11 protein-coding genes are annotated in these 15,919 nt (G+C 61.6%); 2 read left to right on the forward strand and 9 right to left on the reverse strand.

The features are described 5' to 3' along the window. Positions 1-211 precede the first annotated feature (211 nt). Together cysS and AB3G88_RS16315 are read right to left on the reverse strand one after the other, a co-directional pair. On the reverse strand, positions 212-1,600 hold the full coding sequence (cysS, locus tag AB3G88_RS16310) for a cysteine--tRNA ligase (protein WP_480450705.1): 1,389 nt from the start codon (positions 1,598-1,600) through the stop codon (positions 212-214). A gap of 19 nt (positions 1,601-1,619) precedes the next feature. Continuing rightward, complete coding sequence (locus AB3G88_RS16315; RefSeq protein ID WP_112195968.1) at positions 1,620-3,320, reverse strand: glutamine--tRNA ligase/YqeY domain fusion protein; 1,701 nt, start codon at positions 3,318-3,320, stop codon at positions 1,620-1,622. A gap of 247 nt (positions 3,321-3,567) precedes the next feature. Here AB3G88_RS16315 and AB3G88_RS16320 point away from each other — a divergent pair, with 247 nt between their 5' ends. Next, on the forward strand, positions 3,568-4,074 hold the full coding sequence (locus tag AB3G88_RS16320; RefSeq protein WP_112195970.1) for a peptidylprolyl isomerase: 507 nt from the start codon (positions 3,568-3,570) through the stop codon (positions 4,072-4,074). Further along, positions 4,071-4,820, forward strand: a complete 750-nt coding sequence (gene lpxH, locus AB3G88_RS16325; RefSeq protein ID WP_480450708.1) for a UDP-2,3-diacylglucosamine diphosphatase — start codon at positions 4,071-4,073, stop codon at positions 4,818-4,820. Before AB3G88_RS16320 ends, lpxH begins: the two co-directional genes overlap by 4 nt. A 73-nt stretch (positions 4,821-4,893) precedes the next feature. On the opposite strand, the gene AB3G88_RS16330 is transcribed toward lpxH, so the two are convergent. The 7 genes from AB3G88_RS16330 to AB3G88_RS16360 form a co-directional block, all read right to left on the reverse strand. Then, the gene (locus tag AB3G88_RS16330; RefSeq protein WP_099586693.1) at positions 4,894-6,423 is read right to left on the reverse strand and encodes a DHA2 family efflux MFS transporter permease subunit; all 1,530 of its coding nucleotides are present in this window, start codon (positions 6,421-6,423) and stop codon (positions 4,894-4,896) included. After that, on the reverse strand, positions 6,423-7,619 hold the full coding sequence (locus AB3G88_RS16335; protein ID WP_099586692.1) for an HlyD family secretion protein: 1,197 nt from the start codon (positions 7,617-7,619) through the stop codon (positions 6,423-6,425). Before AB3G88_RS16335 ends, AB3G88_RS16330 begins: the two co-directional genes overlap by 1 nt. Positions 7,620-7,634: 15 nt before the next feature. Further along, complete coding sequence (locus tag AB3G88_RS16340) at positions 7,635-9,086, reverse strand: efflux transporter outer membrane subunit (protein WP_480450710.1); 1,452 nt, start codon at positions 9,084-9,086, stop codon at positions 7,635-7,637. Then, entirely contained in the window at positions 9,083-9,556 is a 474-nt protein-coding gene (locus AB3G88_RS16345) for a MarR family winged helix-turn-helix transcriptional regulator (RefSeq protein ID WP_099586690.1), read from the reverse strand. The genes AB3G88_RS16340 and AB3G88_RS16345 overlap by 4 nt, the downstream gene beginning before the upstream one ends. 178 nt (positions 9,557-9,734) lie before the next feature. Continuing rightward, positions 9,735-13,406 (reverse strand): translocation/assembly module TamB domain-containing protein, encoded by a 3,672-nt coding sequence (locus AB3G88_RS16350; protein WP_480450713.1) that lies wholly within the window; start codon positions 13,404-13,406, stop codon positions 9,735-9,737. Further along, complete coding sequence (locus AB3G88_RS16355) at positions 13,406-15,133, reverse strand: autotransporter assembly complex protein TamA (RefSeq protein ID WP_112195982.1); 1,728 nt, start codon at positions 15,131-15,133, stop codon at positions 13,406-13,408. The genes AB3G88_RS16350 and AB3G88_RS16355 overlap by 1 nt, the downstream gene beginning before the upstream one ends. A gap of 64 nt (positions 15,134-15,197) precedes the next feature. Continuing rightward, complete coding sequence (locus AB3G88_RS16360; RefSeq protein WP_099586687.1) at positions 15,198-15,842, reverse strand: GNAT family N-acetyltransferase; 645 nt, start codon at positions 15,840-15,842, stop codon at positions 15,198-15,200. Positions 15,843-15,919 lie beyond the last annotated feature (77 nt).

Below are 15,919 nucleotides of genomic sequence, written 5' to 3' on the forward strand. Positions count from 1 at the left end.
CGATTCATCCGGCAAGGCCCCTCCCACATTTGGATCGCAGAAATTTCCCGAGCAATTAACCACTATCTGAATATTTCCGAAAAACCAGTGCCGTTTGTTGGAGGGCATTTAATTGTTGGTGCACAGGACCGTTGTTCAAAGTCACATGCCTGAGTACAGACAAAAAAACGCCCCGAACCAGTCGGGGCGTTTTTCATTCAGCAATCAACGATCAAATCTGATCAGCCAACCGCCAAGTAGTCCCACCCTTCCCATCTTCCAACACCACACCCATCGCGGTCAGTTGGTCGCGGATACGGTCGGATTCCGCCCAGTCTTTACCTGCACGAGCAGCCAGACGCGCCTGGATCAGCGCCTCCACTTGCGCCGCATCCACACGCCCTTCGGCGCCGGCTTGCAGGAAGTCATCGGCTTCCATCTGCAGCACGCCCAGTAAGCTGGCCAGCTCTTTCAAGCGTGCCGCCAGGCCCGCCGCTGCGTCGAGATCACTCTCGCGCAGGCGGTTGATCTCGCGCACCATTTCGAACAACACAGCGCAGGCTTCGGGGGTGCCGAAGTCGTCGTTCATGACTTCAGTGAAGCGTGCCACGAAGGCTTCGCCACCGGCAGGCGCAACCACTGGCAGGCCTTTCAACGCGTGGTAGAACCGCTCCAGGGCGCCCTTGGCGTCCTTGAGGTTGTCTTCCGAGTAGTTGATGGCGCTGCGGTAGTGGCTGGACACCAGCAGGTAACGCACCACTTCCGGATGGTACTTTTCCAGCACGTCGCGGATGGTGAAGAAGTTGTTCAAGGACTTGGACATCTTCTCGCCATTGATGCGGATCATGCCGCAGTGCATCCAGGCGTTGGCGTAGGTCTTGCCGGTCGCGGCTTCGCTTTGGGCGATTTCGTTTTCGTGGTGCGGGAACTCAAGGTCGCTGCCGCCGCCATGAATGTCGAAGGTGTCGCCCAGGCAGCAGGTGGACATCACCGAGCATTCGATGTGCCAGCCCGGACGCCCGGCGCCCCATGGCGATTCCCAGCTCGGCTCGCCGGGCTTGGTGGCTTTCCACAGCACGAAGTCGAGGGGATCCTGCTTGGCTTCGTCGACTTCGATGCGCGCGCCGATGCGCAGGTCTTCGATCTTCTTACGCGACAGCTTGCCGTAGCCCATGAACTTGGCGACGCGGTAGTACACGTCACCGTTGCCTGGGGCGTAGGCGTAACCCTTGTCGATCAGGGTCTGGATCATCGCGTGCATGCCAGGGATGTGGTCCGTGGCACGTGGCTCCATGTCCGGCTTGAGGATGTTGAGGCGCGCCTCATCCTCGTGCATCGCGGCGATCATGCGCTCGGTCAGCGCGTCGAACGACTCGCCGTTTTCGTTGGCGCGGTTGATGATCTTGTCGTCGATGTCGGTGATATTGCGCACATACGTCAAGTCATAGCCGCTGAAACGCAACCAGCGGGTCACCAGGTCGAAGGCAACCATGCTGCGGCCATGGCCGATGTGGCAGTAGTCGTACACGGTCATGCCGCACACGTACATGCGCACCTTGTTGCCATCGAGCGGCTTGAAGACTTCTTTGGTCTTGCTGAGTGTGTTGTAGATCGTTAGCACGACAGTTCCTTAAACAGAATCACTGGCCCCACGAATCACGCAAGGTCACGGTACGGTTGAATACCGGATGACCTGGTTTCGAGTCCTTGATATCCGCGCAGAAGTAACCTTCGCGCTCGAACTGGAAACGGTCTTCCGGCTGTGCGTCGCCAAGCGATGGCTCGGCACGACAACCAGTGAGTACTTGCAGGGAGTCAGGGTTGATGTTGTCGAGGAAACTCGCGCTGTCTTCGGCCTTCTCAGGGTTGGCCGAGCGGAACAGACGATCGTACAGGCGCACTTCGCACTCGATGCTGGCCGCGGCCGGCACCCAGTGAACCACGCCCTTGACCTTGCGGCCTTCAGGGTTCTTGCCCAGGGTGTCCGGATCGTAGGAGCAGCGCAATTCGACGATGTTGCCGTCGGCGTCCTTGATCGCTTCGTCGGCACGGATCACATAGCTGCCGCGCAGGCGCACTTCGCCATTCGGCTCCAGGCGCTTGTAGCCTTTTGGCGGCTCTTCCATGAAGTCATCGCGGTCGATGTAGATTTCACGGGCGAACGGCAGCTTGCGCACGCCAAGTTCTTCTTTTTGCGGATGACGCGGCAGTTCGAGGTTCTCGACCTGGCCTTCCGGGTAGTTGGTGATCACGACTTTCAACGGACGCAGTACGCACATGGCGCGCGGGGCGTTCGCGTCCAGATCCTGGCGGATGCTGAATTCGAGCATGCCGAAGTCGACCACGCCGTCGGAACGGTTGGTGCCGACCATGTCGCAGAAATTGCGGATCGACGCCGGGGTGTAACCGCGACGGCGGAAGCCCGACAGTGTCGACATGCGCGGGTCATCCCAACCAAACACGTGCTTCTCATCGACCAGTTGTTTGAGCTTGCGCTTGCTGGTGATGGTGTAGTTCAGGTTCAGGCGGCTGAATTCGTACTGACGCGGGTGCGCCGGTACCGGCAGGCTGTCGAGGAACCACTCGTACAGCGGACGATGGCTTTCGAACTCCAGGGTGCAGATGGAGTGGGTGATGCCTTCGATGGCATCCGACTGGCCGTGGGTGAAGTCGTAGTTCGGGTAGATGCACCACTTGTCACCGGTCTGGTGGTGGTGGGCATGGCGGATGCGGTACATGATCGGGTCGCGCAGGTTCATGTTCGGCGAGGCCATGTCGATCTTGGCGCGCAGCACGCGGGCGCCGTCGGCGAACTCACCGGCGCGCATGCGGTTGAACCAGTCGAGGTTCTCTTCCACCGAACGGTCGCGGAACGGGCTGTTCTTGCCCGGCTCGGTCAGGGTGCCACGGTATTCCTTGGCCTGCTCCGGGCTCAGGTCGTCGACGTAGGCCTTGCCGGCCTTGATCAGCTCGACGGCCCAGTCGAACAACTGGTCGAAATACTTGGAGGCGTAGCGCACTTCACCGGACCATTCGAAGCCCAGCCACTTGATGTCGCTTTCGATGGCGTCGATGTATTCCTGGTCTTCCTTGGCCGGGTTGGTGTCGTCGAAACGCAGGTGCGTGACGCCACCGAACTCCTGGGCCAGGCCGAAGTTCACACAGATCGACTTGGCGTGACCGATGTGCAGGTAGCCGTTGGGCTCTGGCGGGAACCGGGTGACGATCTGCGTGTGCTTGCCCGAATCCAGGTCCGCCTGGATGATCGGGCGCAGGAAATTGACCGGGACGGCAGGTCCAGCCTTGGAATTCGAGGTAGGGTCGACAGTGGGCTTGCTCATAGGATCCTTGAACAGACAGGTTCGTGGCCGGTTGGGGCCAGATAAAACAAAGGCCGTATCATAGCTGATGCTGTCAAGCTGCTGACAGAGTGCGCTCAAAAACTGCTGGATTTATTGCACAGGCGGTAAAAAACCACCTCGAAATTCCCGCCGGGCACGCTAAACTGCGCGCCTTGGCCGCAGTTTCGCCAAACCGGTAAGGCGCCCCGGCGCTCAAACCCACGAATTTCCTGAAAGAGTAGTGAACATGACTCAAGTCAAACTGACCACCAACCACGGCGAGATCGTCATCGAGCTGAACGCCGAAAAAGCGCCGATCACCGTCGCCAACTTCATCGAATACGTGAAGGCCGGCCACTACGACAACACCGTTTTCCACCGTGTCATCGGCAACTTCATGGTCCAGGGCGGCGGTTTCGAGCCTGGCATGAAAGAAAAGAAAGACAAGCGCCCAAGCATCCAGAACGAAGCGGACAACGGCCTTTCCAACGACAAGTACACCGTCGCCATGGCCCGTACCATGGAGCCGCATTCGGCCTCCGCGCAGTTCTTCATCAACGTGGCCGACAACGCCTTCCTGAACCACAGCGGCAAGAACGTGCAGGGTTGGGGCTACGCCGTGTTCGGTAAAGTCACCGCAGGCACCGACGTTGTCGACAAGATCAAAGGCGTATCGACCACCTCCAAAGCCGGTCACCAAGACGTTCCAGCCGAAGACGTGATCGTCGAGAAAGCCGAGATCATCGAAGCGTGATATTGCTGATTTCAGACTTGCATCTGGAAGAGGAACGCCCGGACATCACCCGGGCGTTTCTGGATCTGCTCCACGGCCGCGCCCGTGGCGCCCAGGCGTTGTACATTCTGGGGGACTTCTTCGAAGCCTGGATTGGCGACGATGGCATGACCCCCTTCCAGCGTTCCATCTGCGAGGCTCTACGCGAGCTGAGCGACAGCGGCACCCCGATTTTCATCATGCATGGCAACCGTGATTTCCTGATCGGCAAGGCGTTCTGCAGAGCGGCAGGCGCAACCTTGCTCAAGGACCCGAGTGTCGTGCAGTTTTATGGCGAACCCGTGCTGTTGATGCACGGCGACAGCCTCTGTACCCGCGACCTTGGCTATATGAAGCTGCGGCGCATCCTGCGTAACCCGATTGTGCTGTTTATCCTGCGCCACTTGCCCCTGCGTACCCGCCACAAGCTGGCGCGCAAGCTGCGCAGTGAAAGCCGTGCGCAAACACGCATGAAGGCCAACGACATTGTCGATGTCACCCCCGAGGAAGTGCCGCAAGTAATGCAGCAGTTCGGCGTGCGTACCCTGGTCCACGGCCACACCCACCGCCCGGCGATCCACAAGCTGCAGATTGGCGAACAGGCGGCCAAGCGCATTGTGCTGGGGGATTGGGACAAGCAGGGCTGGGCGTTGCAGGTGGATGAGCAAGGGTTTGCGTTGGCGGCGTTTGACTTCGTCAATCCGCAGCTGGCGTTGCCTGGCGCTTAATACCTGACAACACAAATCAACTGTGGGAGGGGCAAGCCCCCTCCCACATTTGGATCTCCGTACATTCTCAGGATCAGTGACCCGAAGCGGCCGGCCCCGCCTTCGCCGTAAACGGCGGCTTCGCCAGCCACACCAGCAACATCAGCGCCATGAACATCCACCCCAGCAACGTGAAGTAATCCACGGTGGACATCATGTACGCCTGGCTGGTGAGAATCTGGTCCAACTGCGCATAGGCCTTGTGCCCTGCCCCACCCAACGCATCCAGCGCATTGCGCGTGGCCGCATCATAGGTGGTCATGTTCTCGCTCATGTACGCATGGTGCTGGTCCGCCCGGCGGATCCAGATCCAGGTGGTCAGCGACGCCGCGAAGCTGCCGCCCAACGTGCGCAAGAAGGTCGCCAGGCCCGCGCCGTCGGCGATCTGGTGCGGTGGCAGGTCGGACATCAAAATGCTCAAGGTCGGCATGAAGAACAGCGCCACACCAATGCCCATGAACAACTGCACCAGGGCGATGTGGGTGAAGTCCACTTCATTGGTGAAGCCGGCGCGCATGAAGCAGCTCAAGCCAATCGCCAGGAACGCCAGGCCCGCCAGCAGGCGCAGGTCGAACTTGTGCGCGTACTTGCCCACGAACGGCGACATCAGCACCGGCAGGATCCCGATCGGCGCCACCGCCAGGCCCGCCCAGGTGGCGGTGTAGCCCATCTGGGTTTGCAGCCATTGCGGCAGGATCAGGTTGATGCCGAAGAAGCCCGCATAACCGAGGATCAACACGATGGTGCCGATGCGAAAGTTGCGGTAGGCAAACAGCCGCAGGTTGACCACCGGGTGCTTGTCGGTCATTTCCCAGATGATGAACACCGCCAGGGCAATCACCGAAATCGCCGCACCGATGATGATGAAGTTGGACTCGAACCAATCCAGGTCATTGCCCTTGTCGAGGATGATCTGCAAGGCGCCGACCCCCACGATCAAGCTCAACAACCCGACGTAATCCATCGGTTGATGACTGGTGACCACAGGGCGTTTCTTCAACTGCGCACGCACCACCATCACCGCAAAGATGCCGATGGGAACGTTGATAAAGAAGATCCACGGCCAGCTGTAGCTGTCGGTGATCCAGCCGCCCAGGATCGGCCCGGCAATCGGTGCGACCACCGTGACCATCGCCAATAACGCCAGGGCCATGCCGCGCCTCGCCGGGGGGTAGACCGCAATCAACAGGGTCTGGGTCATCGGATACAACGGCCCTGCCACCAGGCCTTGCAGCACCCGAAAGCCGATCAGCTCGGGCATCGACGTGGAAATCCCGCACAGGAACGAAGCCAGCACAAACAGGATGGTCGCCCACAGAAACAGCTTCACCTCGCCAAACCGACGGCTCAACCAACCGGTGAGCGGCAAGGCGATGGCGTTGCTCACCGCAAACGAGGTGATCACCCAGGTGCCCTGCTCCGAACTCACGCCCAGGTTGCCGGAAATGGTCGGCAACGCCACGTTGGCGATGGTGGTGTCGAGCACCTGCATAAAGGTCGCCAGCGACAGGCCAATAGTGGCCATCAACAGGCTGGGCGGCGTGAAGGAGGCGTTATTGCTCATCAGCGTTGCACAGCCTTGGGCGCGGCGAGGCTGTTGTCATGGATCAGTTGGGTGATCATGGCATCGGCTTCGGCCAATTGGCGGTCGTACACGTTGGTGGTAAACGAGGCCTTTTGCGGCGGCTGTTGCGCCAGCACCGGGCCGCTCTGGTCGTGCAGGTCCACATTCACCACGGTGCTCAAGCCCACACGCAGTGGGTGCTTGGCCAACTCTTCGGCATTGATATGGATGCGCACCGGAACCCGCTGCACGATCTTGATCCAGTTGCCGGTGGCGTTCTGCGCCGGCAACAGGGCGAACGCGCTGCCGGTGCCGGCGCCAAGGCTGTCGATGGTGCCGCTGTATTTCACGTCGCTGCCGTAGATATCCGACTCGATGTCCACCGGCTGGCCAATGCGCATGTCGCGCAGTTGGGTTTCCTTGAAGTTGGCGTCGATCCACAGTTCGTTCAGCGGGATCACTGCCATTAACGCAGTACCCGGCTGCACACGCTGGCCCAGTTGCACGGAGCGCTTGGCCACATAGCCGGTGACCGGCGCGATCAGGGTGCTGCGCGCATTGGTCAGGTAGGCCTGGCGCAGTTGCGCGGCGGCGGCTTGCACGTCCGGATGGGACGAGATCACCGTGTCATCCACCAAGGCGTTGGTGGTTTTGAGTTGCTGCTCAAGGTTGGTCAGGGCGTTCTTGGCGGCGGTCAGGCTGTCACGGGCGTGGGACAGTTCCTCAAGGGAAATCGCCCCGCCCTGGGCCAGGGTTTTACGCCGGTTGTAGTTGTCCTGGGCGGTCTGCACGTCGGCTTTCTGCGCATTGACCTGGGCTTTCATGCCATCGACGTTGCTGTACAAGCCACGCACCTGGCGCACGGTACGCGCCAGGTTGGCCTGGGCACTTTGCAGGCCGACCGCGGCGTCATTCGGGTCGAAGTTGACCAGCACCTGGCCTTCGTGGACCAGGTCGCCATCGTCGGCGCCGATGCTCACCACAGTGCCGGTGACCAGCGGGGTGATTTCCACCACATTGCCGTTCACATAGGCGTCGTCGGTGCTCTCGTTGAAGCGCCCGTAGAATTCGTGCCAGGCCCATACGCCGATGACGCTGAGGATGACGATCAGCGCAAGGCCGACCAACATGACTTTGCGTTTGCGCGGGTTGCTGTCGTTTGTGTCTGTTGCGGTGTTGCTGTCGGCAGTGGCCATGACAAATACCTCAAATTATTCCGTGCGAGTGGCTGGGGTGGTCGATGCCACGTTGTCGGCGCTGTAGCCGCCGCCCAGGGCCTGCATCAATTGGATCGACAAAGCGATTTGCCCGGCATTCAGGGTCGCCAGCTGACGCTGGGCCTGCAGCAACTGCTGCTCGATGCTGAGCACGTCCAGGTAGTTACCGATCCCGGAGCCGTAACGCTGGACCACGGTGTCGTAGGACTGCTGGGCAATGTCCGTGGCGTGTTGCTGGGCCTGGATCTGCCGGCTGGTTTCGCGCAGTTGCGACAGGGTGTTGCCAATATCGCCCAGGGCTTGCACCAGGGTTTTGTTGTACTGCGCCACGGCCAAGTCGTAGTCGGCATCGCGGGCATCGAGGTCGGCGCGCAGGCGGCCGCCATCGAAGATCGGCAACGAGATCGTGGGGGCGATATTGAAGAAGCGGCTTGGTGAGCCAAACATCGCATCCCCCAGTAATGACTCGGCCCCGGCGCTCGCGCTCAGGTTGAGGTTGGGGTAGAAGCGCGTCTTGCTGGCGACGATGTCCTTGCTCGCGGCCTCGACCCGCCAACGTGCGGCGATCAGGTCCGGGCGCCGGCCCAGCAGTTCGGCAGGCAGCACTGACGGCACGGCGACGGCGGCCGGCTTCAACACCGTGGGGCGCGCCAGTTCATTGCCGCGATCCGGGCCTTTGCCGAGCAATACCGCCAGGGCGATCTTGGCGCTCTGCAGTTGTTTTTCCGCGTCGATCAGTTGCGACTGGGCGCTGGCTTCCAGGCTTTCGGTCTGCTGGTACTGATAGTGGCTGTCGATGCCCGAGTCCAGGCGGCGCTTGCTCAGGTCGAGCATTTGCCGGGTGCGCTTGAGGTCGTCGGTGGCCAGGTCACGCACGATATGCGCCTGGCCCAAATCGCTGTAGGCCTTGGCCACGTCGGCGGCCAGGGTCAGGCGTGCGGCCTGCTGGTCGACTTGCGCGGCGCGGGCCTGGCCCAGCGCGGCTTCCCAGGCGGCGCGCTGGCCGCCCCAGAGGTCGAAGGTGTAATTAAAGCTGGCGCCGATGTTGCGCACGGTGGAATAGGCATCGCCCTGCCCCAGCGGGTCTTGATCCCTGGCCAGGCGCGAACGGGTCACACCGGCGCTGGCGTCCAGGGTCGGCATGCGCGCGGCGTTCGCGGCATAGGCGGCCGCTTCGGCCTGGTGGGCGCGGGCGCTGGCGACTTGCATGTCAGGGCTGTTTTGCAGGGCTTCACGGATCAGGCCGTCGAGCTGTGGGTCGCCGAGGCTTTTCCACCAATCGGCGCGCGGCCAGGCCGCGTTCGACAAGGGCACGCCGCTCAGGGAGCGACCGGTCTGCAGCGTGTTGGCGTCGAGGCGCTGGCCCTGGGTGTCTAGGCCGCTGTAGTTGGCGCAACCGGCCATGCTCATGGCCACGAGCACCAGGCATAAGGCACGTGTATTCATTTATTACCTACCCGCAGGATAGTGATGGGATCACCCGCCGCTATCAGAATTTTCTTGAGGATCTTTTCCAGGGTTTCCAACTCGCCCGGCTCCAGTGCGCCCGCCAGTTGGTTCAGCGCCTGGGCGCCGATGTGCGGCAGCATGTCCGCCAGTCGCTGGCCGTCCTGCGTGAGCATCAACTGCACTTGGCGGCGGTCGAGGTCCGAGCGCTTGCGGCTGAGCAGGTCTTTTTGCTCCAGCCGGTCGAGCATGCGAGTCATCGAGCCGCTGTCCAGCGACAGGTGGCGGCACAGCTCCGCCGGGGTGTCGACGCCGAACTGGGCCATGATGATCAACACCTTGAACTGCGCGGCGGTGATGCCGTGGGGTTCCATATGGGTGTCGATGATGCGGTCCTTGAGGATCGCGGCGCGGCCGAGCAACAGGCCGAGGTGGCAGTTATGGAAGTTGTCCGGGGTGAAGTGAGGCATTGGAAGTCACCTTATTACTGCCTAGGCAGTGAATGTGTGACGAGATGTTACTGCTTAGGCAGCAAATGTCAAATGGAATAATTAGCTTGCTTGGTATTTGTTCAGGAAGGCGGGTAGAAATGCAGTCCAATGTGGGAGTGGGGCAACCCCCCCTCCCACATTTTTTACCGAGTACGGCTCAGAAATCGCGTTTGTAGAAGATATCCAACGAGCTGGCCACACCACTGGCCACTTCCAGGTAGACCTTCTTGCTCAACAGGTATCGCAAGGCAATGGTACTGGCCGGTTCGAACACCCCCACGCCATAACGCAGGCTGAGTTTCTCGGTGATCTTGCCGCTGGCTACCACGGCGGTGTTATTGCCGCTGCCCTGGGTATCGAGGTCGAAGTCCCGGATGCCCAACTTGGTGGCGATGTCCGAGGTCACCCCCGCACTGCCCATCAAACCCAGGCCCAGCGCCGCTTGGGCAAGCATGTTGTTGTCTTCACCGGTGGTACTCAGCGGGCGCCCCAGCACCAGGTAGGACAGCGCCTGTTCCTGGCTCATGGCCGGTTCCGAGAAGATTTGCGTGGTGGGTTGTTCGGCGCTGCCACTGAGACGGATACCGGCCACCACATCGTCGGTCTTGCGGATCGCTTCGATGTCCAGGTACGGCTGGTCCAGCGGGCCGGCGAACAGCAACCGCGCCCGGCGTACATCGAGCCTCTGGCCGTAGGCGCGGTAGCGGCCATCGTTGAGCCACAGCTCGCCACGGGTGTCCATGTTGTCGCCGATATGCACATGGCCCTGCACCTTGGCGGTGAGGCCGAAACCCGAGAAGTTGAGCTGGTCTTCGCCCACTGCCACGTCGATATCCATGGCCATGGCCATCGCCGGTTTGCCCTCCTCGGTCTGGCTGCCGACGATGACGGTGTCGTCCGAGACCTTGACCGTCGACGGCGGCAATTCGCGCACGGTGATGTCACCACGCGGGATCTGCACCTTGCCGGCGATCGCCAGCTTGTCGTCCTTCAGGGTGATCTTCAGGTCCGGCGCCACTTCCAGGGCGGCGTAGGGCTCGACCGTGACCGGCAATTGCGAGCCTTGCAGGCTGAGGTCCACGGCCAGGGCCTGACCCCAGTCTATCTGCCCCTTGAGGCTGCCCTGCCCGGCCTTGCCACTGCGCCAGCCGCCGTTGAGCTGCACGCTTTCACCGGCGATCAGCGCCTGCACATTCAGGCCTTCGAGGCTGATGGGCAGTTCCGGACCGGAGACTTCACCGCCGATCAGGTTCACATTGCCGTTGATCTGCGGTGCCAGCAGGCCACCGGAGATGCGCCCGTTGCCGTTGAGCTTGCCGTTGAGGGTTTCCACCATCGGCACAAACGGCCGCGCCACCGCGAGGTCCAGCCCGGTGAGGCTGAAATTGCCGGTGATCGGCTTGTTCTTCGGCAGCGGGTTGATCTGCGCCTGCAACAGCAATTCACCGAGCTTGCCGCCACGGAAGTTCAGCTGGGTGTCGATGCGCTTGGGATTGAGCGTGGTTTCCAGCTTGAGGGTGTCGTAAGGGAAATCCAGCCACTGGTCCTTGTCCTTGACGCGCAAGGTGCCGCCGCTGGCATCCACCGACACCACGCCTTTGGGGCCGCTGTTGGGCAGGTCGAGTTGCACATCGGCATTGAGCTTGCCCTGCCAGGCGAAGTCCTTGGGCAAAAACGCCGCGAGGCTGTCGAGGGGGAATTGCTTGAGGTGGTAACGCAGCTTGGGCTCGGGCATCAGGCGCTGGTCTTCACCACACAGGCTGGCAGCACCGGAGACCCAACAGTGCGCGGCGAAGGTCAGCCTGCCGTCGGCCAGGTAGTCGATTTTCGCCGGGGCTTGCAGCTTCCAGTCCTGGCCACCCGCCTGGACATCACCGCTGGCCAGACGCCCGCGCCAGTTGCCTTTGTCGAGATTACCGTCCAGGGCCAGGGCCAGCTTGAGCAAGGGACCGGTCAGGTCCATCTGGACTTTTTGCTGCTTGATATCACCTTGGGCACTGGCGGTCAGGCTACCCACCTGGGTGTCGCCGCTTTGAATGCCGCTGCCCTTGAGGTCGATGCTGGCGCGTTGGGCGTTATCGAGGGTGGCCGCGAGGCTGAGGTTTTGCAGGCGGTTGTCGGCAAACGCCAATTGCTGGCCCTTGAGGTCCAGCTTGCCCTGGGGCGCGTTCAGGCTACCGGCCACGTCAAGACGGCCATTGATCTGCCCGCGCAATTGCGGCCACAGCTGGGCCAGGCGCGCCAGCTTGATGTCGATCTGCCCGGCCAGGCGTTGTTGCAGGCTGCCGCTGCCGTTGATGCGATTGTCACCCAGGCGGATATCCAGGTTGGCCAGGGTCCATTGTTCCCCTGCACCTTCGGCCTTGGCCGCCAGCACGGCGGTTTGGCCACGCAGGCGGCCCTTGAGGTCAAGGTCGGCAGTAAGCTTGAGTTGCTCGTTCTTGAACTCGCCCTTGCTGCGCAGCGGCCCGGCCAACGTGCCCGGCAGTTCACCGACCCAGTACGCCGGATTGAGCGCCGACAGGTCCAGCGCGGTATCCCAGGCAATGCCATCGGCAAACTGCAGGTTGAGGTGGCCTTCGGCCTTGCCTTGGCCGGCGGTCAGTTTCAGCTCGGGCAGGAAGACTTGCTTGAGGTCGCCACTGAACGGCGTGACCACGTTGAACTTGCCCGCCGGACCGTCGAGGTCGGCCTTGAGGTTGCCCAGGTAGTTGCCGTCTTTATAGGAAATCTCGCCGTTGAACGTACGCACCGTCACCTGGGGTTCGTCGATCACGGGGTAGAGGCGATGCCAGGGAAAGTCGAGCCAGTCGATCTTGGCATCGGCGCTGAAGCCTTGTTGCCAGTCCAGGTTGGCACTGAGCTTGAGGCTTTGCTTGTCACCGGCATTCAGGTCCAGGCCGGCGATCTGCGCGCCCTTGGCGTCGACCCTGCCTTGCAGCAGCAAGTCCACCGGGCCTTTTTCCGCCGGCAGCACGGCCTTGCCCTGCAGTTGGTAGCCGCTTTTCAGATCACCGTTGGCGGTGAGGTCCAGTTGATTGAGTTGCAGGGTGTCGGGCAAATCGGCGCTAGGCTTGAAGCCGTCAGCGGTGATGTGCAACCGGGCTGGAAGGTTTTCCGCCAGGGGTTGCAACTCGCCCTTGAGCTTGGCCGGCAGGTAGCCGCTGCTATCGGCGTCGAGCTTGAGGGTCTTGAGCAGGTCGCCTTCGACCTTGAGGGCAACGCTCCAGGGCGCGCCGCCGGGCGCATAAGGCAGGCTGAGGTTACCGCTGGCGGTCAACGGCCAGTCACCGGTGGGTTGCAGCAGGCCGGACAGGTCCAGCACCAGGTCGTCGCGTTGCAGGTGCACGGAGTCGATCTGCATGCCTGCGGCGGTCCAGTGCGCCGCCAGTTGCAGGCCTTTGAGTTCTTCGCTGCCGTTGAACACCAGGCTGCCGATGCGAACGTCGCCCAACTGCAGGGCAACCGGCAACGTCAGATCAGGCAGTGCAACCGGGCCGCTGCTGTCTTCGGTGCTGGGTGGAAATTGCAGGCTGATTTGATCCACATCCAACTGGTCAATGCATAAGGTCATGCGCAGCAGGCAGGCGGGGGACCAATCAAACGTGGCTGCCTTGAGTTCCACGCGGCTGCTGTCTTGCTGCCAGAGCAGATGATCGGCGCTCCATTGGCCGCCCAGGCGACCCTGGAAATTCTCCGCGCTCAAACCCGGCACCAGGCCCAAGGCCCAGCGGCTGCCCGCTTGGCTGCCCAGTACCGCCCAGAGTGCCAGCAACAGCACGGCAAGGACTGCCACCACGGCCAGCCCCGCTATTTTCAAACCACGCATCACAGCTCAGGCCCCATGGAAAAGTGCAAACGAACGCCGCCCGGATCTTCCAGGGCATGGGCCAGGTCGAGGCGGATCGGACCGACCGGCGATACCCAGCGGATGCCGACGCCGACGCCGGTTTTCAGGCTCGGCAGTTCCAGGGAGTTGAACGAGTTGCCCTGGTCGATGAAAGTCGCGATCCGCCATTTTTCGGCGATGGAATATTGATACTCGGCGCTCAACGCGACCATGTAGCGGCCACCGATGCGATCACCCTGGTCATTCTCCGGCGACAGGGTCTGGTACTCGTAACCACGCACGCTCTGATCGCCACCGGCAAAGAAGCGCAGCGAAGGCGGCACCGACTTGTAGCCATTGGTGGCACTGCCGCCCACTTGCGCCCGCGCCAGGAAACGGTGGTTGTCCCACAGGGTGGTCAGGCCTTTGACCATGGCCGTGCCGTAGAGCAAGTTGGTGTCGGAGCCCAGGCCTTCTTTGGCGACCTTGGTGTCGAATTGCAGGCGATAGCCGTTGTGGGGGTCGATGCGGTTGTCGCTGCGCAGGTAGGAATAACTGATGCCCGGCATCAGCAGGTTACTGAGACCGGAGTCGTCGCCCAGGCGATATTCTTCGCGCTGGTATTTGAGGGATATCACCCGGGTCCAGCCGCTGGGCAACTTGCTGTGCCATTCCGGGCCGACGGTGAGCAATTTACTCAGGGTGTCGGTGTTGGCCAGTTCTTCATTCTGGTAGCCACCGGCGAAGCGCAGTTTGTCGGTGAGCGGTGGGTCCAGCGGAATGTCGTACCACAGGCCGACGTTCTGGCGCGGGGCCGACAGTTCGGCCTCCCAACCATAACTATGGCCCTGAGGGTTGACCCAGTGACGGGTCCAATTGGCCTTGCCGCGCGGGCCGACGTCGGTGGAGTAGCCCAGGCCCAGGCCCATGGTGCGCGGTTTTCGGGTGTCCAGATTGACGGCCACCGGGATCACGTCATTGGTCGAGGCGGTGGGGCTGGCATCCACGCGCACGCCTTCGAAAAAGCCGCTGGCTTGCAGGTTCTGGTTGAGTTCGGCGATCAGTTCGGAATCGTAGGGGTCACCGCTTTTAAACGGCACCATGCGTTGCAGCAGTTCGTCATCAAACGGCGTGTCGCCGGCAAAGCTGACCTTGCCCATGCTGTAGCGCGGGCCGCTGTCATAGATGAGTTCGATATCGGCGACGCCGGCTTGGGGGTCCACCGCGAGTTTCTGGCTGATAAAGCGCCCACTGAAGAAGCCGTAGCGCGAGGCCTGGTTCTGGATCAGACGCTTGGCGTCTTCGTAGTGGCCGTGATTGAGCACGGCGCCTGAGATGAGGTCGTCGCTGGCTGGCACGCGAAACGACTTGAGGTTCGCCGCCTCGCCGTCGACCCGAATGGTCACGTTGCGCAAATGCACCGGTTCGCCGGGGTCGATGCTGAGGATCAGGCGCGGGTTCTTGCCGCCCTTCACTTCGCTGTCGATCTGTGGCTGATAGAAGCCTAGGGCCTGCGCCGCTTTGCGCGCCTGCTCCTCGGCGCCACGGCTGAACCGCAGCAAGGCCTCTTCGTCACGATCGCCCACCCCGCCGATGTAGCCTTCGATGTTGGCTTTCAACGCGTCGTTTGAGGGTTTGACCCGCACATCCAATTCGCTTTGCGCCAAGGCGCTGCAACTGGTGAGCAGCAGGATCAAACCACGGGTAAATCTTCCTGGAAACTTCATAGGCGCGGATGCTACACGAGCTGGGGAGCATCTTATAACCCGGATAATTCTGAAAAATTCTTGCCTAAGCCGTTGCAGCATGTAACGCCTGAGGATTGGGGTGAAAAAACACATGCTCCAGGATCGGGCCTACAGCGACCTCGCCGATTTCCTCGTAGCCCTGACGTTTATAGAAATCCAGGTAGCGCGAGTTGCCTGTATCCAGCACCACACCGGACGAATGCGGGTCTTCGGCGCACCAGTTGTGCACCGCTTCCAGTAACTGTTCGCCGTAGTGTTTGCCCTGGAATTGCGGGTGAATACCCAACAGCGGCAGCACATGCACCGACTCGCTCGGCAGGCACGCCAGCACCGCGTGATGGTAATCCAGGTAACGCCGCGTACCGCGCACGCCGGTGCTCAGCCACATGCGCAGTTGCCAGGCCCAGCTCTCGGTGATGCCCAGGCGCCGTTGCGGCGGTGCAATCAGGGAGATGCCGATCAGCCGATCATTCACAAACAAACCAATCGCCGGAAGCTTCTGGAAAAAATGCTGCTTGACCAGCTCACGTACAGTGGCGCGCACACGCTGCTCATACCCTGGGCGTTCAGCTTCGAAGATGTAGGCAAACGTCGGCTCATGCCGATAGGCCTGGTACAGCAGGGAGCGGGCTTCGCGCGAATAGCCGCTGTTGAGCAGGCGAATTTCGCCAATGGCAGTGTCAGTCATACAGTCAATCTCCCTGGGCGCCATTCAATAGATGGCGTTCTTATGGGTACGAACCTACGCAGCACCAGTCGTTCCCA

It is taken from the genome of Pseudomonas arvensis (genome assembly GCF_056688935.1).